This window comes from Serratia sp. YC16, assembly GCF_009707615.1.
Taxonomy (GTDB): domain Bacteria; phylum Pseudomonadota; class Gammaproteobacteria; order Enterobacterales; family Enterobacteriaceae; genus Serratia; species Serratia surfactantfaciens.
This window is the reverse complement of record NZ_WLYN01000005.1, coordinates 24,913-51,742: the sequence shown is the minus strand read 5'-3', so window position 1 is coordinate 51,742 and position 26,830 is coordinate 24,913. Positions and strand designations below refer to the sequence as shown.

The 26,830-nt window shown below is 61.6% G+C and carries 25 protein-coding genes; 18 read left to right on the top strand and 7 right to left on the bottom strand.

Going from position 1 to position 26,830, the window contains the following annotated elements; translation table 11 throughout:
- Positions 1–2: 2 nt before the first annotated feature.
- Together GKN89_RS16145 and rsmD are read right to left on the bottom strand one after the other, a co-directional pair.
- Complete coding sequence (locus tag GKN89_RS16145) at positions 3–275, bottom strand: DUF1145 family protein (protein ID WP_004934327.1); 273 nt, start codon at positions 273–275, stop codon at positions 3–5.
- Positions 265–885: a 16S rRNA (guanine(966)-N(2))-methyltransferase gene (gene rsmD / locus GKN89_RS16140; protein ID WP_049186124.1), complete on the bottom strand. Its 621-nt coding sequence runs from the start codon at positions 883–885 to the stop codon at positions 265–267. Before rsmD ends, GKN89_RS16145 begins: the two co-directional genes overlap by 11 nt.
- Positions 886–1,127: 242 nt before the next feature.
- On the opposite strand from rsmD, the gene ftsY reads away from it, so the two are divergent.
- The 4 genes from ftsY to rpoH all read left to right on the top strand — a co-directional run bounded on the left by ftsY (position 1,128) and on the right by rpoH (position 5,535).
- Positions 1,128–2,741, top strand: coding sequence for a signal recognition particle-docking protein FtsY (ftsY, locus tag GKN89_RS16135; RefSeq protein ID WP_154747358.1), 1,614 nt, complete (start codon positions 1,128–1,130; stop codon positions 2,739–2,741).
- Between the two features lie 5 nt (positions 2,742–2,746).
- A complete protein-coding gene (gene ftsE / locus GKN89_RS16130; protein ID WP_154747357.1) occupies positions 2,747–3,418 on the top strand; it encodes a cell division ATP-binding protein FtsE in 672 nt (223 codons plus the stop codon).
- Positions 3,408–4,361, top strand: coding sequence for a permease-like cell division protein FtsX (gene ftsX, locus GKN89_RS16125; protein ID WP_019455313.1), 954 nt, complete (start codon positions 3,408–3,410; stop codon positions 4,359–4,361). Before ftsE ends, ftsX begins: the two co-directional genes overlap by 11 nt.
- A gap of 316 nt (positions 4,362–4,677) precedes the next feature.
- The gene (gene rpoH / locus GKN89_RS16120) at positions 4,678–5,535 is read left to right on the top strand and encodes an RNA polymerase sigma factor RpoH (RefSeq protein ID WP_004934345.1); all 858 of its coding nucleotides are present in this window, start codon (positions 4,678–4,680) and stop codon (positions 5,533–5,535) included.
- 62 nt (positions 5,536–5,597) lie between these two features.
- On the opposite strand, the gene GKN89_RS16115 is transcribed toward rpoH, so the two are convergent.
- From GKN89_RS16115 to panM, 3 genes are read right to left on the bottom strand one after another with little or no spacing between them, the layout of a single operon-like run.
- Positions 5,598–7,616: a hypothetical protein gene (locus GKN89_RS16115; RefSeq protein ID WP_154747421.1), complete on the bottom strand. Its 2,019-nt coding sequence runs from the start codon at positions 7,614–7,616 to the stop codon at positions 5,598–5,600.
- A gap of 43 nt (positions 7,617–7,659) precedes the next feature.
- Positions 7,660–8,877 (bottom strand): DUF3142 domain-containing protein, encoded by a 1,218-nt coding sequence (locus GKN89_RS16110; RefSeq protein ID WP_154747356.1) that lies wholly within the window; start codon positions 8,875–8,877, stop codon positions 7,660–7,662.
- Positions 8,874–9,266: an aspartate 1-decarboxylase autocleavage activator PanM gene (gene panM / locus GKN89_RS16105; RefSeq protein ID WP_019455310.1), complete on the bottom strand. Its 393-nt coding sequence runs from the start codon at positions 9,264–9,266 to the stop codon at positions 8,874–8,876. Before panM ends, GKN89_RS16110 begins: the two co-directional genes overlap by 4 nt.
- 405 nt (positions 9,267–9,671) lie before the next feature.
- Between panM and GKN89_RS16100 the strand changes: the two genes are divergently transcribed.
- The 12 genes from GKN89_RS16100 to GKN89_RS16045 all read left to right on the top strand — a co-directional run bounded on the left by GKN89_RS16100 (position 9,672) and on the right by GKN89_RS16045 (position 22,082).
- A complete protein-coding gene (locus tag GKN89_RS16100; RefSeq protein ID WP_015376289.1) occupies positions 9,672–10,787 on the top strand; it encodes a branched-chain amino acid ABC transporter substrate-binding protein in 1,116 nt (371 codons plus the stop codon).
- A gap of 117 nt (positions 10,788–10,904) precedes the next feature.
- Complete coding sequence (gene livH / locus GKN89_RS16095) at positions 10,905–11,831, top strand: high-affinity branched-chain amino acid ABC transporter permease LivH (RefSeq protein ID WP_019455308.1); 927 nt, start codon at positions 10,905–10,907, stop codon at positions 11,829–11,831.
- Complete coding sequence (locus tag GKN89_RS16090) at positions 11,828–13,111, top strand: high-affinity branched-chain amino acid ABC transporter permease LivM (protein WP_019455307.1); 1,284 nt, start codon at positions 11,828–11,830, stop codon at positions 13,109–13,111. The genes livH and GKN89_RS16090 overlap by 4 nt, the downstream gene beginning before the upstream one ends.
- Complete coding sequence (gene livG / locus GKN89_RS16085; protein ID WP_154747355.1) at positions 13,108–13,878, top strand: high-affinity branched-chain amino acid ABC transporter ATP-binding protein LivG; 771 nt, start codon at positions 13,108–13,110, stop codon at positions 13,876–13,878. Before GKN89_RS16090 ends, livG begins: the two co-directional genes overlap by 4 nt.
- 1 nt (position 13,879) lies before the next feature.
- Positions 13,880–14,581, top strand: coding sequence for a high-affinity branched-chain amino acid ABC transporter ATP-binding protein LivF (gene livF, locus GKN89_RS16080; RefSeq protein ID WP_019455305.1), 702 nt, complete (start codon positions 13,880–13,882; stop codon positions 14,579–14,581).
- 44 nt (positions 14,582–14,625) lie between these two features.
- Positions 14,626–15,813, top strand: coding sequence for a PLP-dependent aminotransferase family protein (locus tag GKN89_RS16075; protein ID WP_154747354.1), 1,188 nt, complete (start codon positions 14,626–14,628; stop codon positions 15,811–15,813).
- Between the two features lie 311 nt (positions 15,814–16,124).
- A complete protein-coding gene (gene ugpB, locus GKN89_RS16070) occupies positions 16,125–17,444 on the top strand; it encodes a sn-glycerol-3-phosphate ABC transporter substrate-binding protein UgpB (RefSeq protein WP_019455303.1) in 1,320 nt (439 codons plus the stop codon).
- Between the two features lie 78 nt (positions 17,445–17,522).
- The gene (gene ugpA, locus GKN89_RS16065; RefSeq protein WP_015376293.1) at positions 17,523–18,410 is read left to right on the top strand and encodes a sn-glycerol-3-phosphate ABC transporter permease UgpA; all 888 of its coding nucleotides are present in this window, start codon (positions 17,523–17,525) and stop codon (positions 18,408–18,410) included.
- On the top strand, positions 18,407–19,252 hold the full coding sequence (gene ugpE, locus GKN89_RS16060) for a sn-glycerol-3-phosphate ABC transporter permease UgpE (protein WP_019455301.1): 846 nt from the start codon (positions 18,407–18,409) through the stop codon (positions 19,250–19,252). Before ugpA ends, ugpE begins: the two co-directional genes overlap by 4 nt.
- A 5-nt stretch (positions 19,253–19,257) precedes the next feature.
- The gene (locus GKN89_RS16055) at positions 19,258–20,328 is read left to right on the top strand and encodes a sn-glycerol-3-phosphate import ATP-binding protein UgpC (RefSeq protein ID WP_019455300.1); all 1,071 of its coding nucleotides are present in this window, start codon (positions 19,258–19,260) and stop codon (positions 20,326–20,328) included.
- Positions 20,328–21,065, top strand: a complete 738-nt coding sequence (ugpQ, locus tag GKN89_RS16050) for a glycerophosphodiester phosphodiesterase (RefSeq protein WP_019455299.1) — start codon at positions 20,328–20,330, stop codon at positions 21,063–21,065. Before GKN89_RS16055 ends, ugpQ begins: the two co-directional genes overlap by 1 nt.
- 60 nt (positions 21,066–21,125) lie before the next feature.
- Entirely contained in the window at positions 21,126–22,082 is a 957-nt protein-coding gene (locus tag GKN89_RS16045; RefSeq protein ID WP_019455298.1) for an AEC family transporter, read from the top strand.
- Here GKN89_RS16045 and GKN89_RS16040 read toward each other — a convergent pair.
- Positions 22,063–22,392, bottom strand: coding sequence for a hypothetical protein (locus GKN89_RS16040; RefSeq protein ID WP_074055616.1), 330 nt, complete (start codon positions 22,390–22,392; stop codon positions 22,063–22,065). The two genes, GKN89_RS16045 and GKN89_RS16040, sit on opposite strands and share 20 nt — an antisense overlap.
- A 151-nt stretch (positions 22,393–22,543) precedes the next feature.
- Here GKN89_RS16040 and GKN89_RS16035 point away from each other — a divergent pair, with 151 nt between their 5' ends.
- Complete coding sequence (locus GKN89_RS16035; RefSeq protein ID WP_019455296.1) at positions 22,544–23,404, top strand: carboxylate/amino acid/amine transporter; 861 nt, start codon at positions 22,544–22,546, stop codon at positions 23,402–23,404.
- A 33-nt stretch (positions 23,405–23,437) separates the two neighbouring features.
- Here the strand turns inward: GKN89_RS16035 and metR are convergent, their stop codons facing one another.
- Positions 23,438–24,382, bottom strand: a complete 945-nt coding sequence (metR, locus tag GKN89_RS16030; RefSeq protein WP_154747353.1) for an HTH-type transcriptional regulator MetR — start codon at positions 24,380–24,382, stop codon at positions 23,438–23,440.
- Positions 24,383–24,472: 90 nt separating this feature from the next.
- On the opposite strand from metR, the gene metE reads away from it, so the two are divergent.
- Positions 24,473–26,761, top strand: a complete 2,289-nt coding sequence (metE, locus tag GKN89_RS16025; RefSeq protein WP_195934018.1) for a 5-methyltetrahydropteroyltriglutamate--homocysteine S-methyltransferase — start codon at positions 24,473–24,475, stop codon at positions 26,759–26,761.
- Positions 26,762–26,830: the final 69 nt, after the last annotated feature.

Here is a 26,830-nt window from a genome sequence, read left to right as displayed (position 1 = left end):
GGTCACTTCTTCTTGATGGGCGGCTGTTTCTTTTGCCAGGCCAGCAGCTCGAACACGCCAAAGATAAAGATCTTGGCCTCTTGCCAGTAGCTGATCGGCTGATCCTTCGGCTGGGTGGATTTCAACAGCACCAGTTGCAGGCCGTGCATCACCACCATAAAGAACAGCGCCACGTCGATGAAATACTTCAGCGGCTTGGGAAATGGATGGAACAGGTTAGAGAGCAGGAAGCCCCACACGCACAGCATCAGCAGGCGGCCCAGATTAATCAGCATGGTCGGTTTTCTCTTGCGAACGAATATAAAGGCGATAGGCCACCTGGCCGGCGACCTTCTCCCGGTGCAGCTGCCAGCTGGCAGGCACGTCCGCCGCGGCGCTTTCCGCCTCGGCTTCTACATAGATCCAGGCCTCGTCGGCCAGCCAGCCACGTTGCTCCAGCAACAGGGCGGTTTCCGCCAGCAGGCCTTTGCGAAACGGCGGATCGAGGAACACCACGTCGAACGGTTGGCCATCGCCCGCCAGCCAGCTCAGCGCGTTGGTGTTGATAACCACCCCTTTGCCCTGCAGCAGTGCCAGATTTTTTTCCAGTTGCTGCGCCACCGGCCGTTCGAATTCCAGCAGCGTGGCGCTGCCGGCATAGCGCGATAGCGCCTCCAGCCCCAATGCGCCGCTGCCGGCGAAACAGTCGAGGCAGCGTGCGCCCTGAATCACCGGCGCCAGCCAGTTGAACAGGGTTTCGCGCACCCGATCGGTGGTGGGGCGCAGCCCCGGGCTGTTCGGCACCGGAAGCTTGCGACCGCGCCATTGGCCGCCGATGATGCGGATCTGTCCGGCTGCGGCCTGGGGCGGTTTTTTGGCCGCCGCCCGTGGCGAGAGTCTTGTCATAAGCGTTGTTTGGTTTCTTTTGCGGCGCGGGGCCGCCGAGGTTAACGAAAAGTTGTCCCTATTCTACCGGTGACGGACGTCGGGGGGAACGGTAAAACGTTGTTGTCTGATTTCACGCCGGAAAGCATGCCGGATGCGTGTTGCTGCGCGAGGGAAAGTGATAGACTCGGCGGATTATTGTCAGCATATATCCTTCAGGTATGTAGGGTAAGCGAGCCTTCGGTACGGAGTAGAGTCATAACATGGCAAAAGATAAGAAACGTGGGTTTTTCTCCTGGCTGGGCTTTGGCCAGAAGGAGAAGGAAGAAGAGCAACAGCAACCTGAGCCGTCGGTAGAGCAGGCGGAACCTCAGGCCGCGGAGACGCCGGCTGAACCGGTCGCCGCTAAGCTGGACGACAAGCTCCCCGCCCAGGAATCTGAACCTGCCGCCTCCGTCGACACCCCGGGAGAGTGGGATAACGGTCAGGCCGGCGAGCAAATCGCAGAAAATCTGCCTGCGGCGGCCGAACATCCGGCGGCGCAAGCGCTGGCCGAAGAGATCGTCAGCGTAACTGAACAGGTGGCGGCGCAGCAGCAACCTGTCACCGAACCCGAGCCGGTTGTCGAGCCAGAGCCGGTCGTTGAATCCGAGCCGGTTGTCGAGCCAGAGCCAGTCGTTGAACCCGAGCCGGTCGTTGAACCCGAACCGGTCGTTGAGCCTGAGCCGGTCGTTGAACCTGAGCCGGTCGTTGAGCCTGAGCCGGTCGTTGAGCCTGAGCCGGTCGTTGAGCCTGAGCCGGTCGCTGAGCCTGAGCCGGTCGTTGAGCCAGAACCAGTCATCGAGCCAGAACCGGTCATCGAACCCGAGCCAGTCGTTGAGCCCGAGCCGGAAGCGGAAGAAGAGCCGCTGGAACCCGTCGTGCCGGCCGCTGCGCAAGAGCAAGAGCGCCCGACCAAAGAGGGCTTCTTCGCGCGCCTGAAGCGCAGCCTGCTGAAGACCAAGCAGAACCTCGGCTCCGGCTTTATGGGGCTGTTCCGCGGCAAAAAGATCGACGACGACCTGTTCGACGAGCTGGAAGAACAGTTGCTGATCGCCGACGTTGGCGTGGACACCACGCGCAAGATCATCACCTCCCTGACTCAGCACGCCAGCCGCAAGCAGCTGAAAGACGCCGAAGCGCTGTACGGCAAGCTGAAGGAGGAAATGTCCGAAATTCTGGCCAAGGTCGATCAGCCGCTGGATGTCAGCGGGAAAACCCCGTATGTCATCCTGATGGTCGGCGTGAATGGCGTGGGTAAAACCACCACCATCGGTAAACTGGCGCGTCAGTTCCAGGCGGAAGGCAAGTCGGTGATGCTGGCAGCGGGGGACACCTTCCGCGCCGCGGCGGTGGAGCAGCTGCAGGTGTGGGGCGAGCGCAACCGCATTCCGGTGGTGGCGCAGCATACCGGCGCGGATTCCGCTTCGGTGATCTTCGATGCGGTGCAGGCCGCCAAGGCGCGTGGCATCGATGTCTTGATCGCCGATACCGCCGGCCGTCTGCAGAACAAATCGCATCTGATGGAAGAGCTGAAGAAGATCGTCCGCGTCATGAAAAAACTGGACGACCAGGCCCCCCATGAGGTTATGCTGACGCTCGATGCCAGTACCGGCCAGAATGCGGTCAGTCAGGCGAAATTATTTAATGAAGCCGTGGGCTTAACCGGCATCACGCTGACTAAACTGGACGGTACCGCCAAGGGCGGGGTGATCTTCGCCATCGCCGATCAGTTCGGTATCCCGATTCGCTATATCGGCGTCGGGGAAGGCATCGAAGATTTGCGGCCGTTTAAGGCTGACGATTTTATTGAGGCACTTTTTGCCCGAGAGGATTAATACGGATGATTCGCTTTGAACAGGTCAGTAAAGCTTATCTGGGCGGACGGCAAGCGCTGCAGGGGGTAGATTTCCATCTGCGCCCAGCGGAAATGGCGTTTCTGACCGGCCATTCCGGCGCGGGGAAAAGTACCCTGCTGAAACTGATTTGCGGTATCGAACGGCCCAGCGCCGGCCACATCTGGTTTGGCGGTCACGACATCAGCCGTTTGAAAAACCGCGAGGTGCCGTTCCTGCGCCGGCAGATCGGCATGATCTTCCAGGATCACCACCTGCTGCTGGATCGCACGGTGTATGACAACGTGGCGATGCCGCTGATCATCGCCGGTGCCAGCACCGAAGACATCCGTCGCCGCGTCTCCGCCGCGCTGGATAAGGTCGGTCTGCTGGATAAAGCGAAGAACTTCCCGATTCAGCTGTCTGGCGGTGAGCAGCAGCGTGTGGGCATCGCCCGTGCGGTGGTGAACAAACCGGCGGTGCTGCTGGCGGATGAACCGACCGGTAACCTGGACGATGCGCTGTCGGAAGGCATTCTGCGCCTGTTTGAAGAATTCAACCGCGTCGGCGTGACCGTCCTGATGGCGACGCACGACACCGGGCTTATCGCCCGCCGCAATTACCGCATCCTGACGCTGAGCCAGGGCCGCATGCAAGGGGGCGTTCACCATGGCCAATAACGCAAAAACCGCCAAGAGCAAGGCGCTGCGCGGCGGCTGGCGCGAACAGTGGCGTTATGCCTGGATGAACGCCATCAAAGACATGCTGCGTCAGCCGTTGGCGACGCTGCTGACGGTGATGGTGATCGCCATTTCCCTGACGCTGCCGAGCGTGTGCTACATCGTGTGGAAAAACGTCAGCACCGCAGCCAGCCAGTGGTACCCGACGCCGCAGTTGACGGTCTACCTGGATAAATCGCTCGATGACGACGCGGCGCTGAAAGTGCTCGACGCCATCAAGGCGGAAGCCGGGGTGGAGAAAGTGAACTACCTGTCGCGTGAAGAAGCGCGCGGCGAGTTCCGCAACTGGTCGGGCTTTGGCGGCGCACTGGACATGCTGGAGGAGAACCCGCTGCCGGCGGTGGCGATCGTCACGCCGAAGCTGAGCTTCCAGAGTTCGGACACCCTCAACACCCTGCGCGATCGCGTAGCGGCGGTGCAGGGCGTGGAAGAAGTGCGTATGGATGACAGCTGGTTTGCCCGCCTGGCGGCGCTGACTGGGCTGGCGGGCCAGATCGCGGCGATCATCGGCGTGCTGATGATCGTGGCGGTGTTCCTGGTGATCGGCAACAGCGTGCGTCTGAGCATCTTCAGCCGTCGCGACACCATCAACGTGATGAAGCTGATCGGCGCCACCGACGGCTTTATTCTGCGGCCGTTCCTCAACGGCGGGGCGATGCTGGGCTTTGCCGGCGCGCTGCTGTCGCTGGTGCTGTCCGGCGCGCTGGTGTGGCAGCTTGAGTCGGTGGTCACCGGCGTAGCTAAAGTGTTCGGCACCACCTTCACCCTGCACGGGCTGGGTTGGGATGAGGCGCTGCTGCTGCTGATCATCTCCGCGATGATCGGTTGGATCGCCGCCTGGCTGGCGACGGTGCAACATTTACGCCGATTTACACCACAGTAAGATTTTTTTGGTATACTCTTCTCCTGCTGCTTTTGATCGCGTTGCGGGAGAAGAGTGACCTCAAGCGAAGTCAGCACCATCCTCTCTTCTTAGCGCACAAATTCCCTATCGGCCTGTACCCTCGTCACGTATTGTCAGCAACAATGCTTGCAAAAAAGGGTGAACTTATAGGGCGGAGTACGGTCAAAAATTGCAGCAAATGTTAAGGTGCCCGGCGTGTGGAACCGCTTTTGCTTCAGCAACTGCCGTAGAATCAATCATTTCCCCGCTGTAATAATCACCTGCATGATTTTGTATTCTCATAGAGAGGGTTTGAATGACCAAAGAAATGCAAACTTTAGCCTTAGTACCCCAAGGTAGCTTGGAAGCCTATATCCGGGCAGCCAACGCCTATCCGATGCTGACGGCAGAGGAAGAGCGGGAGCTGGCTGAACGGCTGCATTATCAGGGCGATCTGGATGCCGCTAAGCAGCTCATCCTGTCTCACCTGCGCTTTGTCGCTCATATTGCCCGCAACTATTCAGGCTATGGTCTGCCACAGGCGGATCTGATTCAGGAAGGCAATATCGGCCTGATGAAAGCCGTTCGCCGCTTCAACCCTGAAGTCGGCGTGCGTCTGGTTTCCTTTGCGGTGCATTGGATTAAGGCGGAAATCCACGAGTACGTATTGCGCAACTGGCGCATCGTAAAAGTGGCGACCACCAAAGCGCAGCGCAAGCTGTTCTTTAACCTGCGCAAAACCAAACAGCGTTTGGGCTGGTTCAACCAGGACGAAGTGGAACTGGTGGCCCGCGAGCTGGGCGTAACCAGCAAAGACGTGCGCGAGATGGAATCTCGCATGGCAGCGCAGGACATGACTTTCGATCCGACTCCGGACGACGAGGCCCGCGACGGCCAGTCGATGGCGCCGGTGCTGTACCTGCAGGACAAGAGTTCTGACTTCGCCGAAGGTATCGAGGAAGATAACTGGGAAAGCAACGCCGCAGACAAACTGGCCTATGCGCTGGAAGGTCTGGACGAACGCAGCCAGCATATCATTCGTGCCCGTTGGTTGGACGACGACAACAAGTCGACGTTGCAGGAGCTGGCCGATCAGTATGGCGTTTCCGCCGAGCGTGTGCGCCAGTTGGAAAAGAACGCCATGAAGAAACTGAAAATGGCGATCGAAGCCTGAGTTGACGCGATATTCGAAAAAAAGCCCGGCAAGCCGGGCTTTTTCATGCCTGAAATCCGGCGTTATGGCGCTACGGTGGCGAAGTCCGGCGCCGGGCAGTCGTAGCCGAATTTCGCCGCCCACGGGTAGCGGGTGCCGGTGTTGATGTAGCGCTGATAAAGCGCCCGGCCGGTTTTGGCGTCGCGCTTGATCACCCAGCTGGCGGCGTTACACAGCACGGCGGCGTAGGCCTGGCTCTTCGGCGGCAGCAGATCGGCCGCCTGTTGCGCCAGCTCCACCGCCTGCCAGCGATAGTGCAGGAAACGGTTGTCTTCCGGCGGCAACGCCGCCTTGGCGCGCGCCGCTTCTGCGCTGTCGATCCAGCTTTTATGCTTCAGCTCGCGAGTATCGAACGCATCCCCCAGATAGGAATAGCCGGCGCCATAGATGGCGTAGTCCGGCGTCATCTCATAGCCGGTAAATTCCAGCCCCTGGGCGCGCAGCAGGTTGGCAGCGCGATAGTAAGCCTGCGCACGCGCCAGCGGTGCGGCGGATTTGTCCTTGGTGGCCTTCAGCTCGTCGGCGTACTGCTGCGCCGCCTGCCGGTAGTTGGGTATATCGAAGTAGGCCAGCGCCTCCGGGGCTCTTCCTACGCGCATCAGCCGCCGCGCCAGCAATTCGCGCAGCTGCACCTCCGGCGTGATCTGCTGGCCGCCGTAGTCGTCCGGGTTAACCGGCTTGAGTGGCGTCGTCGGCGCCGGGACGTGCTTATCGACAAAGCCTTTCAACTCATCGACGGTCAGCACCCGCTCCGCCACATCGGCCACGTCGGCCCAATAGAGTGCCTTGCCGCGATACAGCAGGTCCATCGCCTGCAGATAGTCGCCGCGGTTCAGCGCCAGAATGGCCTGTTCGCCGGCCACCCGGCATTCGGGCACGATGGTTTCCGCGACAAAGTCGGCGTTGCGCTGTTCGCCCCAGCTTTCGTCGGCGGGGAACGCGCTTGCCGCCTTGGCGTAGGCTGCGGTGGCGGCTTTCACGTCGCCGTCGCGCAGCGCCATTTTCGCGCGCAGCCACCATGCGAGGCCGCTGTCACCGGCGTTTTTCAGCAGGCTTGCCGCCATCGGGTACTGGCCGGAGCGGTAAGCCAATGCCGCCAGCCGATCGCTGCCGGCGAAGCCGCTTTTCACGGAGCCATCCAGCAGCGCCAGGATCTGGCTGATGATCTGCGCGGAGCGGCTGTTACCGTCGGTATCTGCCATTTGCAGGTTGCCGCTGCGGGCGAATAGCTCAATGGTTACCAACTGCTGGATCAAGGGATCGCCGATCGCCTGTTTCAGCGTGTCCAAATGATCGGGGTTGACCAGGAAGCTGGAGACGTACTGCAACGACTGCCCGCCGCTCGGATCGCCCTGCGCCGCCTGCTGTGCGTACAGGTGGGCGGCGGGGGTGACCTCACCCAGCCACAGATGGATGCGCGCCTGCTGCCCAAGGCTGCTCAGCGCCAGCTGATCGGGATCGGCGGCGCCGCCTTTCACCCGGTCGATCACCTGCTGGAATGCCGCCAGCGCCTGTTCAAGTTCGGCTTTGGGCGGATGCTCGGCGGCGGGAGCCGCTTCACCAGATTCATTCACCGGCGTACCGTGGTCATCCATCAATACCCGCCCCAGCGAATACTGCGCCCGCAGTCCCCAATCGCCCTGCTCGGCGGCCGGCAGCTTCAACACCTGCTGGAAATAGTCTGTGGCGCGCGGATCGTGGCTGGCGAAAGCGACGGCCCCCAATTGATAAAGACGCGCGGCGTTGGATAACCCCTGTGTATTGACGGCGTCGGCTTCTTCCACCGTATTGGCGGCGCGCATTTTGCCGATCGCCACCGTTTCCAGCGACTGCGGCATCGGTTTCGGCGGCATCGGCGGCGGCGGGGCCTGCCAGTGCGGCAACTGACTGTCCGCCGGCACCAGCCGGCCGGCTTCGAAGGCGAAATTGCCCTCCGGCATATACAGCAGGGTGCCATTGCGGTCGATCAGCAGCCGGTTAGGGAAATCCGGGCCGCAGGCATAGCCGTTCAGCGGCAGCGTCAGCGCGGCGCCGATCAGCATGGCCAGCGGAAGAAGGCGGCGGGTGTTCCGTGCCGCGCGCGTATCAAGGTGTGACAAGGGTGCCTCCTGGCGTCAGTTGTTGGCAGCGCAGCCAGCCCAGCGGCCGGGATTGCCCGGCGCGCAGCTGATCGCTGCTGATGCGGATAAAACGCTGCCGTTGCGGTGCGGATTCCAACCGGTAGTTACCGACCGCGTCCGCCGCCAGACAGTCGTCGGCGCGGATGAGCACTTCTTGCGGCAGCGGGGCGTCCACCGGCCCGTTGTTATGAATTATCAGATCATACAGCCCGTTTTGCTGTGGCTGAGGCCTAAATTTTACCTGCCAGTCGACGTTCAGTGGCCGCCGTTCGATCACCGCTCGTAGCGTAGCGAGCGACCAGGCGCGCCGATCGTCCGCCAGCGGCAAGCGGAACCAGATAATGCCGCGCAGCCGGGGCGGCATTTGCTGCGTCAGCGTTTGCAGAAAATCGGCGATCTGCCGCGGCGCGACCGTCAGCTCGCGGCCGTTGCCCGCCACGCGCAGCGAGGATTCGCTCTCCACCTGTGCGCCCTGCGCATCAAAACCCAGCAGCGCCATGCCATAGGCCGGCAGCGCGACGCGAAACGGCTTCGGTGTGACGGCGGCGTACTGCCGTACCCAGCGCAGCGCCAGCGGGCCGTCAAACAGCCCTTGCTGTGGTGAGAGCACCGCGTGTACCTGCAGGACGGAGCTATCGGCCTGTTGCAGTATGCCGGGCAGGTCGGGTGAGCCGATCCAGGCCGGCAGGGCGGTAATGCCGAGTTGCAAAGAGGCGGGCAGCCGTTGGCGCAGCTGCTGCAGAAAACGTTGATAGTCGGGCAGGCGAGCGGTGGCGGCGTCATGATCGATCTCGACGCCGGTGACGTGCAGCCCGGCCGTCTGCCAGCGCTGGGCCAGCGCCAGCAAACGCTGGATAATGGCCGCCTGGTCCAACTGCGGCAGCTGGCCGTCAAGGCGCGCCACCAGCCACAGCGGGCGGCCGTCCTGCCGCAGCAAGCGAAGGTCGGCCGGGATTTCTCGCCAACCTTCGCCTGGATGCACCTGCAATGCCAATACTCGCAGCTCGGTGAACAGATCGCGGCTGTGCGCCAGCGCATCGGCGTGTTGCGGCGTCCAGACCCGCTGCCAGACATAAACCTGCTGATCCCAGACAGGGGGCAGGCGCAGCGCCTGCTGGCGCCCGGCGAACCAGGCCGCCAACCCCAGCGCAATCAGCACCAGCGCCGCCAGCCGGCGTTTCATTTTTGCCAGAGATCGCCCTGCGGTGCGAAGCCGCAGGCGCGCATGAAGTTATCGACTTCGCCGCGTTCGCGCGGCGTCAGACCGGCAGTCGACAGCTGCCAGTGGGCTGCCTGCGGCAGCTGACGCTGCGCATCCTGCACCAGGTAAAGACCGACGCCGCGGCGGCGCGTCACTTCACGGACCAGCAAATCCTGCAGCTCGGCGCGGTCGTCCTGCAGCACGATTTTTACCGCGCCCAGCAGGCGCTCGTTAAAGCGGGCGGCGAACAGCGCTTTGCCGTCGTTCAGCCAGTTCTGCCACTGTTCCGGCTGCTGGTGCGGCCAAATTTTACCGAGGTCGATAAGGTCTTGCGGGGACAGCGCGGTCAGGCGCTCGATGGTCAGTTTCATGCAGAATTTCCGCGCAGCTAAATGATGCCGACAGTGTAATAGATCTTGTGCAGAGCGTTGTGTAAGTTTTTCTGTACGATTACTGTGCAATATGTTTTTTGCACGGGGCATTTTCCGAGTAAATAGTTAGTAAAGGGATTGTTAACCAGCACAACGCGCTACGCCTCAAGGTAAACAGCGCAGATTTAATTCGAATTTTATCCTGTTTACACCGCTTGTTTCTGCCGGATGAAGTTGATTTGCAGCAGAAAATTCCTGTTTAATGGCATGAAAAATAAAGTCTTATTAGAAAACAATGCCGACAAAACGCCTAAATCATTATTACTTATAACAAAAGCGGTCAATAACGATCGGGCGCAGGCAAACACAACAGGTACGTTCACAACGACAGATGGGGATTTGCGGATGAAATTAACAACAGGTAAGGCACTGCTGGCGGGTTGTATTGCGATGGCCATGAGCCAGGCGGCCATGGCGAAAGACATCAAGGTGGCGATCGTCGGGGCGATGTCCGGTCCGGTGGCGCAGTATGGCGACATGGAGTTTACCGGCGCACGCCAGGCGATCGCCGACATCAACGCCAAGGGCGGCATCAAGGGCGACAAGCTGGTCGGTGTCGAATACGACGACGCCTGCGACCCGAAACAGGCGGTTGCGGTCGCCAACAAGGTGATCAACGACGGCATTCGCTACGTAATCGGCCACCTGTGCTCCTCTTCCACCCAGCCGGCGTCCGATATCTATGAAGACGAAGGCGTGATCATGATTACCCCGGCGGCTACCAACGCCGATCTGACCACCCGCGGCTACAAGATGATCCTGCGCACCACCGGCCTGGATTCGGATCAGGGTCCGACCGCCGCCAAGTACATCCTCAGCGACATCAAACCGAAGCGCATCGCCGTGGTGCACGATAAGCAGCAATACGGCGAAGGCCTGGCGCGCTCGGTGCGCGACAGTCTGAAAAAACAGGGCACCGAAGTGGCGATGTTCGAAGGCATCACCGCCGGCGACAAAGACTTCTCCACCCTGGTGGCGCGCCTGAAGAAAGAAAATATCGATTTCGTGTATTTCGGCGGTTACTACCCGGAAATGGGCCAAATCCTGCGTCAGGCCAAACAGGCCGGGTTGACCACCCGCTTCATGGGGCCGGAAGGCGTGGGTAACTCCTCGCTGTCCAACATCGCCGGCGCCGCCTCGGAAGGCATGCTGGTGACGCTGCCGAAACGCTACGATCAGGTGCCCGCCAACCAGCCGATCGTCGATGCGTTGAAAGCCAAGAAGCTGGATCCGACCGGCCCGTTCGTCTGGACCACCTATGCCGCGCTGCAGTCGCTGACCACCGGCATGGAGCGCAGCGGCAGCCAGGAACCGGCGGACATCGTCAAGGATCTGAAAACCGGCAAGCCGGTGGACACCGTGATGGGGCCGTTGAGCTGGGATGACAAGGGCGACCTGAAAGGCTTCGAGTTCGGCGTGTTCGAGTGGCATGCCAACGGCACATCCACACCGATCAAATAAGCCATAATGATTAGGGTGGGGCGCAGCGCGCTGCGCCCGGTGGGTCGGCTTGCCGGCCCCGCTTCCCTTTACCTGCCGGTTCTCCGCCGGCGGGTTTCGCAGCCAAGGGTTCAGAGTATGTCAGAGCAACTCCTCTATTTTCTGCAGCAGATGTTCAACGGCTTAACGTTGGGCAGCACCTATGCATTGATCGCCATCGGTTACACCATGGTTTACGGCATCATCGGCATGATCAACTTCGCCCATGGCGAGGTGTACATGATCGGCAGCTATGTCTCCTTTATCGTCATCGCCGCCCTGATGATGCTCGGCATCGACGTCGGCTGGCTGCTGATCGGCGCCGCGTTCCTGGTCTCGATCGTCATTGCCAGCGCCTACGGCTGGAGCATCGAGCGGGTGGCCTACAAGCCGGTACGCAACTCCAAGCGCCTGATTGCGCTGATCTCGGCCATCGGCATGTCGATATTCCTGCAAAACTACGTCAGCCTGACGCAGGGTTCGCGCGATCTGGCGCTGCCCAGCCTGGTGACCGGCCAATGGGTGCTGGGGGAAAGCAACGGCTTCGCCGCCACCATCAGCACCATGCAGCTGACCATTTGGATCGTGACCTTCCTGGCGATGTTGGCGCTGACGCTGTTTATTCGCTATTCGCGCATGGGGCGCGCCTGCCGCGCCTGCGCGGAGGACCTGAAGATGGCCAGCCTGCTGGGCATCAACACCGACCGGGTGATCTCGCTGACCTTCGTTATCGGGGCGGTAATGGCGGCGGTGGCCGGGGTGTTGCTCGGCCAGTTCTACGGCGTCATCAACCCTTACATCGGCTTTATGGCCGGTATGAAAGCCTTTACCGCCGCGGTCCTGGGCGGCATCGGCAGCATTCCCGGCGCGATGATCGGCGGCCTGGTGCTGGGCGTGGCGGAGGCATTGACCTCCGCCTACCTGAGCACCGAGTACAAAGACGTGGTGTCGTTCGCGTTGCTGATCGTGGTGCTGCTGATCATGCCGACCGGCATCCTCGGGCGTCCGGAGGTTGAGAAAGTATGAAACTCAATCTGCTTAATGCGCTGATCGCCACGGCGGTGCTGTTTGTGATGGCGTCGTTCCTGATGGGCATGCAGCTCAGTCTGGACGGCACCAAACTGGTGGTACACGGCGCGGCGGAAGTGCGCTGGATGTGGATCGGCATCGGCTGCGCCATCGTCTTTCTCTTCCAGCTGTTGCGCCCGCTGATGCAGCAGGGGCTGAAAAAGGTCTCCGGCCCGGCGTTCGTGCTGCCGAGCTTCGACGGCACCACGCCGCGGCAAAAGCTGTTGGCGGCTCTGCTGCTCGTCGCGGCGGTCGCCTGGCCGTTCCTGGTGTCGCGCGGCACGGTGGATATCGCCACGCTGACGCTGATCTACGTGATGCTGGGCCTCGGCCTCAACGTGGTGGTGGGTTTGTCCGGTCTGCTGGTGTTGGGCTACGGCGGTTTCTACGCCATCGGCGCCTACACCTATGCGCTGCTGAATCACTATTACGGCCTCGGCTTTTGGGAGAGCCTGCCGCTGGCGGGCATCGTCACCGCCGCTTTCGGCTTCCTGCTCGGTTTCCCGGTGCTGCGGCTGCGCGGCGACTATCTGGCGATCGTGACGCTCGGCTTCGGCGAGATCGTGCGCATCCTGCTGCTGAACAATACCGAGATCACCGGCGGGCCGAACGGTATCAGCCAGATCCCGAAACCGACCTTTTTCGGCCTGGAGTTTAACCGTAGCCTGCGTGACGGCGGTTGGGATACCTTCCATAACTTCTTCGGCCTGAAATACGATCCGAGCGATCGCATCGTGTTCCTGTACCTGGTGGCGCTGCTGCTGGTGGTGCTGACGCTGTTCGTCATCAACCGCCTGCTGCGCATGCCGCTGGGGCGCGCGTGGGAAGCGCTGCGTGAAGACGAGATCGCCTGCCGCTCGCTGGGCCTCAGCCCGACGCGCATCAAGCTAACCGCCTTTACCATCAGCGCCGCCTTCGCCGGGTTCGCCGGCACGCTGTTTGCCGCGCGCCAGGGGTTCGTCAGCCCGGAATCCTTCACCTTCGTCGAATCGGCCTTCGTGTTGGCGATCGTGGTGTTGGGGGGCATGGGGTCGCAGTTCGCGGTCATTCTGGCGGCGATCCTGCTGGTGGTGTCGCGCGAGCTGATGCGCGATCTGAATGAATACAGCATGCTGCTGCTGGGTGCACTGATGGTGCTGATGATGATTTGGCGGCCGCAGGGGCTGTTGCCGATGAAACGGCCGCAGCTGAAGCTGCAGGCGGCGGATATTCGCGCGGGCAAGGGGGAGCAGGCATGAGCGTTCAACCTTTACTGCAGGTGGAAGGCCTGTCGATGCGTTTCGGCGGGCTGCTGGCGGTCAACAATGTGGCGTTGACGCTGAACGAAGGCGAAATCGTATCGCTGATCGGCCCCAACGGCGCCGGCAAGACGACGGTGTTCAACTGCCTGACCGGTTTTTACCGCCCGACCGGCGGCACCATCAAATTGCGCGATCGCCATCTGGAAGGGCTGGCGGGGCAGGCCATCGCCCGTATGGGCGTGGTGCGCACCTTCCAGCACGTGCGGTTGTTCCGTGAAATGACGGTGATCGAGAACCTGCTGGTGGCGCAGCATCAGCATCTGAAAAGCGGCGTGTTCGCCGGACTGCTGAAAACCCCGGCCTTCCGCCGCGCCGAAGCCGAGGCGCTGACGCGCGCGGCGGAGTGGCTCGAGCGCGTCGGCCTGCTGGATATGGCCAACCGTTCGGCGGGCAACCTGGCCTACGGGCAGCAGCGGCGGCTGGAGATCGCCCGTTGCATGGTGACCCGGCCGGAGTTGCTGATGCTGGACGAACCGGCCGCCGGCCTTAACCCGAAAGAGACCGATGAGCTGGATCATCTGATCGTCGAGCTGCGTGACCGGCATAAGGTATCGGTACTGCTGATCGAGCACGACATGAAGCTGGTGATGGGCATTTCCGACCGCATTTATGTGGTGAATCAGGGCACGCCGCTGGCGCAGGGCACACCGGCGGAGATCCGCAACAACCCGGACGTGATCCGGGCTTATTTGGGCGAAGAATAATATGTTGTCATTCAATCAGGTATCCGCCCATTACGGCAAAATTCAGGCGCTGCATCAGGTCAGCCTGACGATCAGGCAGGGCGAAATCGTGACGTTAATCGGGGCCAACGGCGCCGGTAAAACCACGCTGCTCGGCACCCTGTGCGGCGAACCGCGCGCCAGCGAAGGCAGCATCATCTTCCTGGATCAGGACATCACCCAGTGGCAAACCTCGCGCATCATGCGCGAGGCGGTGGCGATCGTGCCGGAAGGGCGGCGCGTCTTCTCGCGCATGACGGTGGAAGAAAACCTGGCGATGGGCGGCTTTTTCGCCGATCGCCAGCAGTATCAACAGCGCATCGAACGGGTGTTCACTCTGTTCCCGCGCCTGCTGGAGCGGCGTAACCAGCGCTCCGGCACTATGTCCGGCGGCGAGCAGCAAATGTTGGCCATCGGCCGCGCGCTGATGAGCCAGCCGAAGCTGCTGCTGCTCGACGAGCCCTCGCTCGGGCTGGCGCCGATCATCATCCAGCAGATCTTCGACATCATTCAGCAGCTGCGGGAAGAGGGCATGACCATCTTCCTGGTGGAGCAAAACGCCAATCAGGCGCTGAAATTGGCGGACCGCGGTTATGTGCTGGAAAACGGCCGCGTGGTGTTGGAAGATACGGGGGCTGCATTGTTAGCCAACGAAGCAGTGAGGTCGGCGTATCTGGGCGGTTAATCCGCCCCCCTACGAATTAAAATAATCAGGTACGAGAAGAAGAAATGAAGACAGAAGGGTTACTCGCGCAGCGCATCGTTAACGTAAAAAGTTCGGCCATCCGTGAATTGCTTAAGCACAGCAAGATGGAACACGTCATTTCGCTGGCGGGCGGCATCCCCTCTGATGCGCTGTTCGATTTCGAAGGATTGAGCATCGCCACGCAGCAGGCGATCACCGAACAGCCGAAAAGCGCGTTCCAGTATGGCTTGACCGAGGGCAGCCCGCTGCTGCGTGAGCGCATCTGCGCGCTGTGCGCCGAGCGCGGCGTCACCGCTCGCGCGGAAGAGGTGATGGTCACCGCCGGCTCTCAGCAGGCATTGGATTTGGTGATGCGCGCCATCGTCAATCCGGGCGACGTGTTCGTGGTGGAGCGCCCGACCTACCTGGCGGCGCTGCAAACGCTGGAACTGGCGGAGGCCAACATCATGTCGGTTTCGTCCGACAGCGACGGCATGGTGGTGGAAGAGTTGGCCGAGCTGCTGAAAACCCAGCGCATCAAGGGCGTGTACGTGGTGCCGAACTTCGGCAACCCCAGCGGCATCACCCTGAGCGCCGCGCGCCGCGAACTGCTGGTGAAGCTGGCCGCCGAACATAACTTCCTGATCATCGAAGACGATCCGTACGGCGAGCTGCGCTTCACCGAAGAGCGCCACCCGACGCTGCATCAGGTGTCGCAGCGGGTGCAGGGCAACACCGACCACATCATCTATACCTCGACCTTCTCCAAGATCCTGGCGCCGGGCCTGCGGTTGGGCTGGGCGATCCTGCCGCCGTTCCTGCTGCATAAAGTGGCGATCATCAAACAGGCGGCGGATTTGCACGCCAGCGCGCTGTCGCAGAGCATCGTCGAGTGCTACCTCGGTTTGGGCCGCCTGCCGGCGCAGATCGACAAGATCCGCGCCGCCTACAAACAGAAAGGCGAGATCCTGGCCGGTTTGGTGGAACAGGAGCTGGGCGACTACATCACCTTCGATAAGCCGAAGGGCGGCATGTTCCTGTGGGCGCGTTTCCGCCAGCCGTTCAACGCCACCGAATGGCTGAACGCCACCCTGCAGCAGGGCGTGGTGTTCGTGCCGGGGGAATACTTCTTCTCCGACAACCCGGATCGTTCGACCTTCCGCCTGTCGTTCGCCACCGCCACCGAGCAGCAGATGCAGGAAGCGGTGGCGCGTCTGCGCCGTTCGCTGTAATCCTCGCGGCGGCGGAGCACATGCCCGCCGCCGACATCAAATCGCCATCTTCACTTCACCTTGCCGTCATGTGGCTGTCATGTAACGGTTATTTTTCTGTCATCCGAGCATGGCATGTTATCCCCCGTCATCTTTCGAGCCGCAGCGTTGTTGGCTGCCCGGCTGCCCCCTGTCACTTAGTTAGCTAAGCTCCAGGGTGCCAGCAGGTTGCCGCCTGGCTGCAACTCGAAAGCTATAGGGGGCACTCCCTCATCAAGAATTGATTCTTTTCGCTCACGCGCTTTTACACCAGCTTTTTTCAGGAGTTAGGCATGCTCACCTACGCTATTCGCAAAACCACGCTGTGCGTCGCGTTGACCCTGGCGGTCAGCACTCAGGCACTGGCGGCGACCGAGATCCCGTTCTGGCATTCGATGGAAGGTGAACTGGGTAAAGAAGTGGATTCCCTGGCGGATCGCTTCAACCAGTCGCACAGCGACGTCAAGATTGTGCCGGTTTATAAAGGCAACTACGAACAGAGCCTGGCGGCGGGCATCGCCGCTTACCGCTCCGGCAAGGCGCCGGCGATCCTGCAGGTTTACGAGGTGGGCACCGCCACCATGATGGCCAGCAAGGCCATCAAGCCAGTCTACGAAGTGTTCAAAGAGGCCGGCATCAACTTCGACGAGTCGGTGTTCGTGCCGACGGTGGCCGGCTATTACACCGACAACAAGAGCGGCCATCTGCTGTCGCAGCCGTTCAACAGCTCCACGCCGGTGCTGTACTACAACAAAGACGCCTTCAAGAAGGCCGGCCTGAACCCGGATCAGCCGCCGAAAACCTGGCAGGAACTGGCGGCGGATACCGCCAAGCTGCGCGCGGCCGGCATGAAATGCGGCTACGCCAGCGGCTGGCAGGGCTGGATCCAACTGGAGAACTTCAGCGCCTGGCACGGCGTGCCGTTCGCCAGTGAAAACAACGGTTTCGGCGGTACCAACGCCAAGCTGGAGTTCAACAAGCCGCTGCAGGTCAAGCATATCGAGCTGCTCGAAGCGATGAACAAGAAGGGTGATTTCACCTACTTCGGCCGCAAAGACGAATCCACCGAGAAGTTCTACAACGGCGATTGCGCCATCACCACCGCCTCTTCCGGTTCGCTGGCGGACATCAAGCACTACGCTAAATTCAACTACGGCGTCGGCATGATGCCTTACGATGCCGACGCGAAAAACGCGCCGCAGAACGCCATCATCGGCGGGGCCAGTCTGTGGGTGATGAACGGCAAAGACGCCGCCACCTACAAGGGCGTGGCCGAGTTCCTGCAGTACCTGGCGCAGCCGGAAATCGCCGCCGAATGGCACCAGAAGACCGGCTATCTGCCGATCACCACCGCGGCTTACGATCTAACCAAGCAGCAGGGCTTCTACGACAAGAACCCGGGCGCCGACGTCGCCACTCGCCAGATGCTGAACAAGCCGCCATTGCCGTTCACCAAGGGGCTGCGCCTGGGCAACATGCCGCAGATCCGCAGCGTGGTGGATGAGGAGCTGGAAGGCGTGTGGACCGGCAAGAAAACGCCTCAGCAGGCGCTGGACGCCGCCGTGCAGCGCGGTGACGTGCTGCTGCGCCGTTTCGAAGCGTCGACCAAGTAATCCTGTGTCGCGGGCCCGGTAGACCGGGCTCGCATCTTCACGCCGATCCTCCCGCACCCGATTAATGGTTTAACGTCTATGTCATCTTCCCGTCCCGGTTTCGGCTGCAGCTGGTTGCCCTATGCATTGGTGCTGCCGCAGCTGCTGATTACCGCCGTGTTCTTTTTATGGCCCGCCGGCGAGGCGCTGTGGTATTCGGTGCAGAGTCTCGATCCGTTCGGCCTGTCCAGTCAGTTTGTCGGGCTGGATAACTTTAAGCAGCTGTTCCAGGATCCTTACTACCTCGACTCGTTCTACACCACGCTGATCTTCAGCTTCCTGGTGGCGGGCATCGGGCTGGCGGTCTCGCTGTTTTTCGCCGCGCTGGTGGACTACGTGCTGCGCGGCAGCCGCCTCTACCGCACGCTGATGATCCTGCCCTACGCGGTGGCACCGGCAGTGGCGGCGGTGCTGTGGATCTTTCTGTTCAACCCCGGCCTCGGGTTGATCACCCACTTCCTCAATGGGCTGGGCTATAACTGGAACCATGCGCAAAACAGCGGCCAGGCGATGTTCCTGGTGGTGCTGGCCTCGGTATGGCAGCAGATAAGCTATAACTTCCTGTTTTTCCTCGCCGCGCTGCAGTCGATCCCGCGTTCGCTGGTGGAGGCGGCCGCCATCGACGGCGCCGGCCCGGTACGCCGCTTCTTCCATCTGGTGCTGCCGCTGATCGCGCCGGTGAGCTTCTTCCTGCTGGTGGTCAATCTGGTGTACGCCTTCTTCGATACCTTCCCGGTGATCGACGCCGCCACCGGCGGCGGGCCGGTGCAGTCCACCACCACGTTGATCTACAAGATCTACCGCGAAGGCTTCGCCGGATTGGATCTCTCCAGCTCCGCCGCGCAGTCGGTGATCCTGATGCTGCTGGTGATCGGCCTGACGGTGATCCAGTTCCGCTTCGTTGAACGTAAGGTGCGCTACCAATGATTGAGAATCGACGCGGGCTGGACATCTTCAGCCATGTGATGCTGATTATCGGCGTGCTGGTGGTACTGTTCCCGCTATACGTGGCCTTTGTCGCCGCCACGCTGGACGACAAACAGGTGTTTCAGGTGCCGATGACGCTGGTGCCCGGCGGCCACCTGTGGGAGAACATCCGCAATATCTGGCAGGGCGGCGTGGGCAACCTCAAAGTGCCGTTCTCGTTGCTGCTGCTGAACAGCGTGATCATGGCGCTGGCGATCACCTTCGGCAAGATCGCGGTGTCGGTGCTGTCGGCTTACGCCATCGTGTACTTCCGCTTTCCGCTGCGTAGCCTGTTCTTCTGGCTGATTTTCCTCACCCTGATGCTGCCGGTGGAAGTGCGTATTTTCCCGACGGTGGAGGTGATCTCCAACCTCAACCTGCTGGACAGTTACACCGGTCTGACGCTGCCGCTGATGGCCTCGGCTACCGCCACTTTCCTGCTGCGCCAGTTCTTCATGACGCTGCCGGATGAGCTGCTGGAGGCGGCGCGCATCGACGGCGCCGGGCCGATGCGTTTCTTCTGGGACATCGTGTTGCCGCTGTCGAAAACCAATCTGGCGGCGCTGTTCGTCATCACCTTTATCTACGGCTGGAACCAATACCTGTGGCCGATCCTGATCACCAGCGACGCCTCGATGGGCACCGCGGTAGCGGGCATCAAGAGCATGATCTCCACTTCCGGCGCGCCGACCCAGTGGAACCAGGTGATGGCGGCGATGATTCTGACTTTATTGCCACCGCTGGCGGTGGTGCTTCTGATGCAGCGCTGGTTTGTGCGCGGTCTGGTTGATAGCGAGAAATAACGACGATGGCAGGATTAAAACTACAGGCGGTCACCAAGTCTTACGACGGTAAAACGCCGGTGATCAAACAGATCGATCTCGATGTGGCGGACGGTGAGTTCATCGTGATGGTTGGCCCGTCCGGCTGCGGCAAGTCCACGCTGCTGCGCATGGTAGCCGGGCTGGAACGCACCACCAGCGGCGATATCTATATCGATACCCGGCGCGTGACCGATCTGGAGCCCAAGGATCGCGGCATCGCGATGGTGTTCCAGAACTACGCGCTCTATCCGCACATGAGCGTATACGACAACATGGCCTACGGCCTCAAGATCCGCGGTTTTGGCAAGGATCATATCCGCCAGCGGGTGGAGGAGGCGGCGCGCATTCTGGAGCTGGAGCCGCTGCTCAAGCGTAAACCGCGCGAGCTATCCGGCGGCCAGCGTCAGCGCGTGGCGATGGGGCGCGCCATCGTGCGCGAACCGGCGGTGTTCCTGTTCGATGAACCCTTGTCCAACCTGGACGCCAAACTGCGGGTGCAGATGCGCCTGGAGCTGCAACAGCTGCACCGGCGCCTGAAAACCACCAGCCTGTACGTGACCCACGATCAGGTGGAGGCGATGACGCTGGCGCAGCGGGTGATCGTGATGAATAAGGGCGTGGCGGAGCAGATCGGCACGCCGAGCGAAGTGTACCAACGGCCGGCTTCGCTGTTCGTCGCCGGCTTTATCGGCTCGCCGGCGATGAATTTGCTGCCCGGCACCCTCAGTGCCGACGGTAGCCAGCTGCTGCTGGCGGACGGCATGGCGCTGCCGTTGCCGGTGGCCAAACCGCAGTGGGCGGGGCGGCAGTTGACGCTGGGCGTCAGGCCGGAGCATATTCAGCTGGTGGCGCAAGGCCAGGGCGTGCCGTTGCAGTTGCAGACGCTGGAACTGCTGGGAGCCGACAATCTGGCGCACGGCCAGTGGGGCGGCCACGGAGTGATCGCGCGGTTGTCGCATGAAACCTTGCCGACGGCGGGCAGTACGCTATATTTGCAGCTGCCTGCTCAGGCGCTGCACTTCTTTGACACCCACAGCGGATTACGGATGGATTGATGACTAGACCCTGGCCTTATCCTCATATTGTCGCCCATCGCGGCGGCGGTTCTCTGGCGCCGGAAAATACCCTGGCGGCGATCGACGTCGGCGCGCGCCATGGCCACAAGATGATCGAGTTCGACGCCAAGCTGGCGCAGGACGGACAAATTTTCCTGCTGCATGACGATACGCTGGATCGCACCAGCAACGGCTGGGGCGTGGCGGGCGAACTGCCGTGGGATAAACTGGTGCAGCTGGACGCCGGCAACTGGTACAGCTCGGCCTTCAAGGGCGAGCGGCTGCCGCTGCTGTCGGAAGTGGCGGAACGCTGCCAGGAACATGGTCTGATGGCCAATATCGAAATCAAACCGACCACCGGCAGCGACGATGAAACCGGCCGGGTGGTGGCGCTGGCGGCGCGGCTGCTGTGGCAAGGGCAGACCGACCCGTTGCTCTCCTCCTTCTCGGTGGAAGCGCTGGCGGCGGCGCAGCGCACCGTGCCGGATTTGCCGCGCGGCTTGCTGCTGGAGGACTGGGACGATAACTGGCGCGAGCTGACGGAACGCCTGGACTGCGTCTCGCTGCATATCGACCATAAAGCGCTGACCGCCGAGCGGGTGAAAGCGTTGAAAGACGCCGGTCTGCGCATTCTGGTGTACACCGTTAACCAGCCGGATCGCGCGCGCCTGCTGCTCGACTGGGGCGTTGACTGCATTTGCACCGACCGGATAGATTTGATTGGCCCGGAGTTCTAATCCGGCGCCGATGAATCCCGCGACGACAAGCCTTGCCGCCGCACCACCGGAAGGAATGCGATGCCTGGCTTTATCCTGTCACTGTGGCACCAGATGGTGCTGTCTTTACCGCTGTTCGTCCTGATCGCGTTGGGTTATGGGCTGATTCGCTGGGGGAAATGGCCCACCAGCATCACCGATGGTCTGACGCGCTTTGTGTTTTCCCTCGCCTTGCCCGCCATGCTGTTTCGCATGATGTGCGACTTCTCGCAGCGTCCGGCGGTCGACGCCCGGCTGCTGATCGCGTTCTTCGGCAGTTGCCTGATCGTGTTCGTGCTCGGCCGTCTCGTCGCCCGGCACCTTTTCCGGCTGGATGGCGTCGCCGGGTCGGTGTTTGCACTGGGCGGTATTTTCTCCAATAACGTGATGCTCGGTTTACCGATCGCCAGCGTGATGCTGGGGGAGGCGGCGATCCCGTCGGTGGCGCTGGTGCTGGTGTTCAACGGCCTGATCCTGTGGACGCTGGTCACGGTGTCGATCGAATGGGCGCGCAACGGCTCGCCGACGCTGGGGGGCTTTGCTAAAACCGCGCGCAGCGTACTGACCAATCCGCTGATCGTCGGCATTTTGTCCGGCACACTGTTCAGCCTGACCGGCTTGCCGTTGCCGGACTTCGTCGACCGGCCGGTCAGCATGCTCGGCCAGGTGGCGGCGCCGCTGTCGCTGGTGGTGCTCGGCATGGGGCTCGCTGAGTACCGCATCAGCGAAGGCTGGCAGTTGAGCGGCGCCATCTGCGTGTTGAAATTGCTGGTGCAGCCGTTAGTGATTTGGCTGCTGGCCTGGATGATGGCGCTGCCGCCGATGGAGACCCGCGTCGTGGTGCTGCTGGGTTCAATGGCGGTGGGCGTGAACGTCTACCTGATGTCGCGTCAGTTCAATACGCTCACCGGCCCGGCCGCCACCAGCCTGGTGATGTCCACCGTGCTGGCGGCGATCACCACGCCGCTGATCCTCACTGTTATGGGCGTGCGGGCGTAGCCGGCAGCGGCGCCTGCGGCACTGCCGGTGCGGTGCGGTTGAACGGATCGCGCGGTTGGTTGCCGTTAGGCAGCAGTTGGCCGCCGTTCGGCGTGGTTTGCAGCAGCTGTTGCCGCTGATTGTCGAACTGCCGCTGCTGCTGCTGGCGGCGTTGATCCATCTGCCGGTTGTTCAACAGGCGCTGTTGCTGGGCCTGTTGGCTGTTTTGGTTGAGGAACTGCTGCTGTGAACGCAGGTCGGTCACGCCGTTGGCCGCCGCAGCCAGACCGGGCAGCAGCAACAGAGCGAACAGGATGTGAGACGTTTTCATGATGGTTACCTCGCTTTTTTATTAAGCCTAACGCAGCGGCGAAATTTTGCCGGTGGTTTATTTTTTGCCCAGATGTAAACCGCCTTTCATCCCCTTATGCATCCATCTTCCGTTACAATCGCCCTTTCGGTATTTTTAGGATGAACCCATCGTGCTGCTCTTGGTTATCACCACCATTTTGTGGGCGTTCTCTTTCAGCCTGATCGGCGAATATTTGGCGGGCCATGTCGACAGCTGGTTCTCGGTGCTGATGCGCATCGGGCTGGCGGCGCTGGTATTCCTGCCGTTTCTGCGCTGGCGCAATATCAAACCCAGGGTGATCCTGCTGTATATGCTGGTGGGCGCCTGCCAACTGGGCATCATGTACCTGTTCAGCTTCCGCGCCTATCTCTACCTGACGGTGCCGGAGTTCCTGCTGTTTACCGTGCTGACGCCGCTGTACATCACGCTGATCTATGATTTGCTGAGCGGCCGGCGCTTGCGCTGGGGCTACGTATTCAGCGCGTTGTTGGCGGTGCTGGGTGCGGCGATCATCCGCTATCACCAGTTGAGCGAGCACTTCTGGTGGGGGCTGCTGTTGGTGCAGGCGGCGAACATCAGCTTCGCCATCGGCATGGTTGGCTATAAGCGTCTGATGGAAGTGCATCCCTTGCCGCAGCACACCGCATTTTCCTGGTTCTACCTGGGGGCGGCGGTGGTGGCGGTGGTGGCCTGGTGCCTGTGGGGCAATCCGCAACAGCTGCCGACCACTCACCTGCAGTGGGGCGTGCTGATCTGGCTGGGCGTGGTGGCGTCGGGGCTGGGTTATTTCATGTGGAACTACGGCGCGACGCAGGTGGATGCCGGCACGCTCGGCATCATGAACAATATGCATGTGCCGGCCGGGCTGTTGGTCAACCTGGCTATCTGGCAACAGCAGCCGCACTGGCCGAGCTTTATCATCGGCGGAGCGGTGATCGTCGCTTCGCTGTGGGTGCACCGCCGCTGGGTGGCGCCGAAACAGAACGGCTAAGAGGATGGGCCCCGGCAGGAGGGGCCCGCAAGTTTATACGCCGGCCGCCAACGCTTTGACGCCGGTTGCGCCGGGGCGTGCGGCGTCGCGCACAAACGGCAGATGATCGCAGGCGTGCTGACGGGCCGAGCGGATAAAGGCTTCAGTCACCGTCTGGCGCTGCTCGCCGTCGCGCACGGCGGCGTACAGCCGGCTCCACAGGCCGTCGCCCAGGGTTTTGGTCACCACCAGGCCTTGCTGTTCGAAGCTCTCCACCACCCAGTGCGGCAGCGCCGCAATCCCCATCCGCGCCGATACCATCTGGATCAGCAGCAGCGTGTTATCGACGTTCTTCAATGCCGGGCTGACGCCCGCCGGCTGCAGGAAATGCCGCCAGATATCCAGCCGCTGGCGCTGCACCGGGTAAATCAACAGCGTTTCATCGCTCAAGTCTTCCGGTTCGATGTGCGGCTTGCCGGCCAGCGGATGATCCGGCGCCAGCACCAGACGCACCTCGAAATCGAACATCGGCGAATAGTGCAGGCCGCTGCGCGGCAAAATATCCGACGTCATCACCAGATCCAGCTCGCCCTGCTGTAAAGCCGGCTGCGGATCGAAAGTGACGCCGGAGGTGAAGTCCATCACCACCTGTGGGAAACGCCGGCGGAAATTGTCCAGCGCCGGCGTCAGCCACTGAATGCAGCTGTGGCATTCGATGGCGATGCGCAGCGTGGTCTGATGGGGCTCGTGGCAGGCCTGCAGCGCCTGTGAGATTTGCGGCAGCACCTGTTCCGCCAGCTGCAGCAGGATCTCGCCCTGGGCGGTGAAGCGCAGCGGCTGGCTCTTGCGCACGAACAGCTTGAAGCCCAGACGTTGCTCAAGATCGCTGAACTGGTGCGACAGGGCAGACTGCGTCTGATGAAGTTGGGCCGCCGCCCCCGCCAGCGAACCGCTGCTGCGCAGGGCCTGCAGCGTCCGTAAATGTTTCAGTTCGATCATGAGAGTCCTTCACATTGACAGTGAATAAATTGCGCTTGTGGTTAATACAGTACCTGCTGATTATGGATGTGTAAACATCTGGACGGCTAAATGGGGAATATGACGATGGCAATTTTGAATCACACACTGGGTTTTCCTCGCGTTGGGCTGCGACGTGAGCTGAAAAAAGCTCAGGAAAGCTACTGGGCTGGCAACTCAACGCAGGAAGAGCTGTTGGCGGTTGGCCGCGAGCTGCGCGCTCGCCATTGGCAACAGCAACAGCAGGCCGGGGTGGATTTGGTGCCGGTCGGCGATTTCGCCTGGTACGATCATGTGTTGACCACCAGCCTGCTGTTGGGCAACGTGCCGGCGCGCCATCAGAATGCGGATGGCTCGATCGATCTGGACACGCTGTTCCGCATCGGCCGAGGCCGCGCACCGACCGGCGAGCCGGCGGCCGCGGCGGAAATGACCAAATGGTTCAACACCAACTACCACTACATGGTGCCCGAGTTCCAGCAAGGTCAGCAGTTCAAGCTGGGCTGGACCCAGCTGCTGGACGAAGTGGACGAAGCGCTGGCGCTTGGTCACCGCATCAAACCGGTGCTGCTTGGCCCGGTGACCTATCTGTGGCTGGGTAAAGTGAAGGGCGAGCCGTTCGATCGCCTGTCGTTGCTGAAAGACATTCTGCCGGTTTACCAGCAGGTGCTGGCCGAGCTGGCGAAACGCGGCGTCGAGTGGGTGCAGATTGACGAGCCTGCGCTGGTGCTGGAGCTGCCGCAGGCCTGGCTGGGCGCCTTTAAACCGGCTTACGACGCGCTGCAGGGGCAGGTGAAACTGCTGCTGACCACTTACTTCGACAGCGTCGGCCACAACCTCGACACTATTCGCACGCTGCCGGTGCAGGGGCTGCACGTCGATCTGGTCGCCGGCCATGACGATATCGCCGCGTTGAGCGCCGCATTGCCGCAAGAGTGGCTGCTGTCGCTGGGCGTGATCAACGGCCGCAACGTTTGGCGCGCCGATCTGAGCCGCTGGTTCGAACGTCTGCAACCGCTGGTGGGCTGCCGCCCGCTGTGGATCGGCACCTCCTGTTCACTGCTGCACAGCCCGATCGATCTGAGCGTGGAAAGCCGTCTGGACGAAGAAGTGAAGAGCTGGTTCGCCTTCGCGTTGCAAAAATGTGCCGAGCTGGCGCTGCTGACTGCGGCGCTGAACGCGCCCGACGCGGCGAAACAGGCCGAACTGGACGCCTACAGCGCGCCGATCCGCGCCCGCCGTCAGTCGAGCCGTGTACACAATGCGCAGGTTGAGCGCCGTCTGTCCGCTATCACCGCGCAGGACAGCGAGCGCCACAGCGCTTACGCCGAGCGCGCCAGGGCGCAGCGCGAACGTTTCAACCTGCCGGCCTGGCCGACCACCACCATCGGTTCGTTCCCGCAGACCACCGAGATCCGCGGCCTGCGCCTGGACTTCAAGCAGGGCCGTCTGGACGGCAGCAACTACCGCACCAGCATCGGTGAGCACATCAAACAGGCGATCGTTGAGCAGGAGCGCCTCGGGCTGGACGTGCTGGTGCACGGTGAAGCCGAGCGCAACGACATGGTGGAATATTTCGGCGAGAACCTGGACGGCTTTGTGTTTACCCAGAACGGCTGGGTGCAGAGCTACGGTTCCCGCTGCGTGAAGCCGCCGGTGATCATCGGCGATGTCAGCCGCCCGGAAGCCATCACCGTCGAATGGGCCAAATTCGCCCAGTCTCTGACCGACAAGCCGGTAAAAGGCATGTTGACCGGGCCGGTGACCATCCTGTGTTGGTCGTTCCCGCGTGAAGACGTGACCCGCGAAGTGATCGCCAAGCAGATTGCGCTGGCACTGCGTGACGAGGTGGAAGATCTGGAAAAAGCCGGCATCGGCATCATTCAGATCGACGAACCTGCGCTGCGCGAGGGGCTGCCGCTGCGTCAATCCGATTGGGCCGCCTATCTGAACTGGGCGGTGGACGCCTTCAAGCTGAACGCCGCCGTGGCGCGGGATGATACCCAGATCCACACCCACATGTGTTATTGCGAGTTCAACGACATCATGGACTCCATCGCTGCGCTGGACGCCGACGTGATCACTATCGAGACCTCGCGTTCCGATATGGATCTGCTGGAAGCCTTCAAAGAGTTCGAATACCCGAACGAAATCGGGCCGGGCGTCTACGACATCCACTCGCCGAACGTGCCGAGCGTGGAATGGATTGAAGCGTTGCTGCGTAAAGCCGCGCAGAATATCCCGGCTGAACGTCTGTGGGTTAACCCGGATTGCGGCCTGAAAACCCGCGGCTGGCCGGAAACCCGCCAGTCGCTGGCCAACATGGTATTGGCGGCGCAGCGCCTGCGCGAGCAGGCGTGATGAGTGCGGCGGATTGACCGCCGCTTATAGATTTACTGGTGTGATGATTGGGCGCTTCGGCGCCCTTTT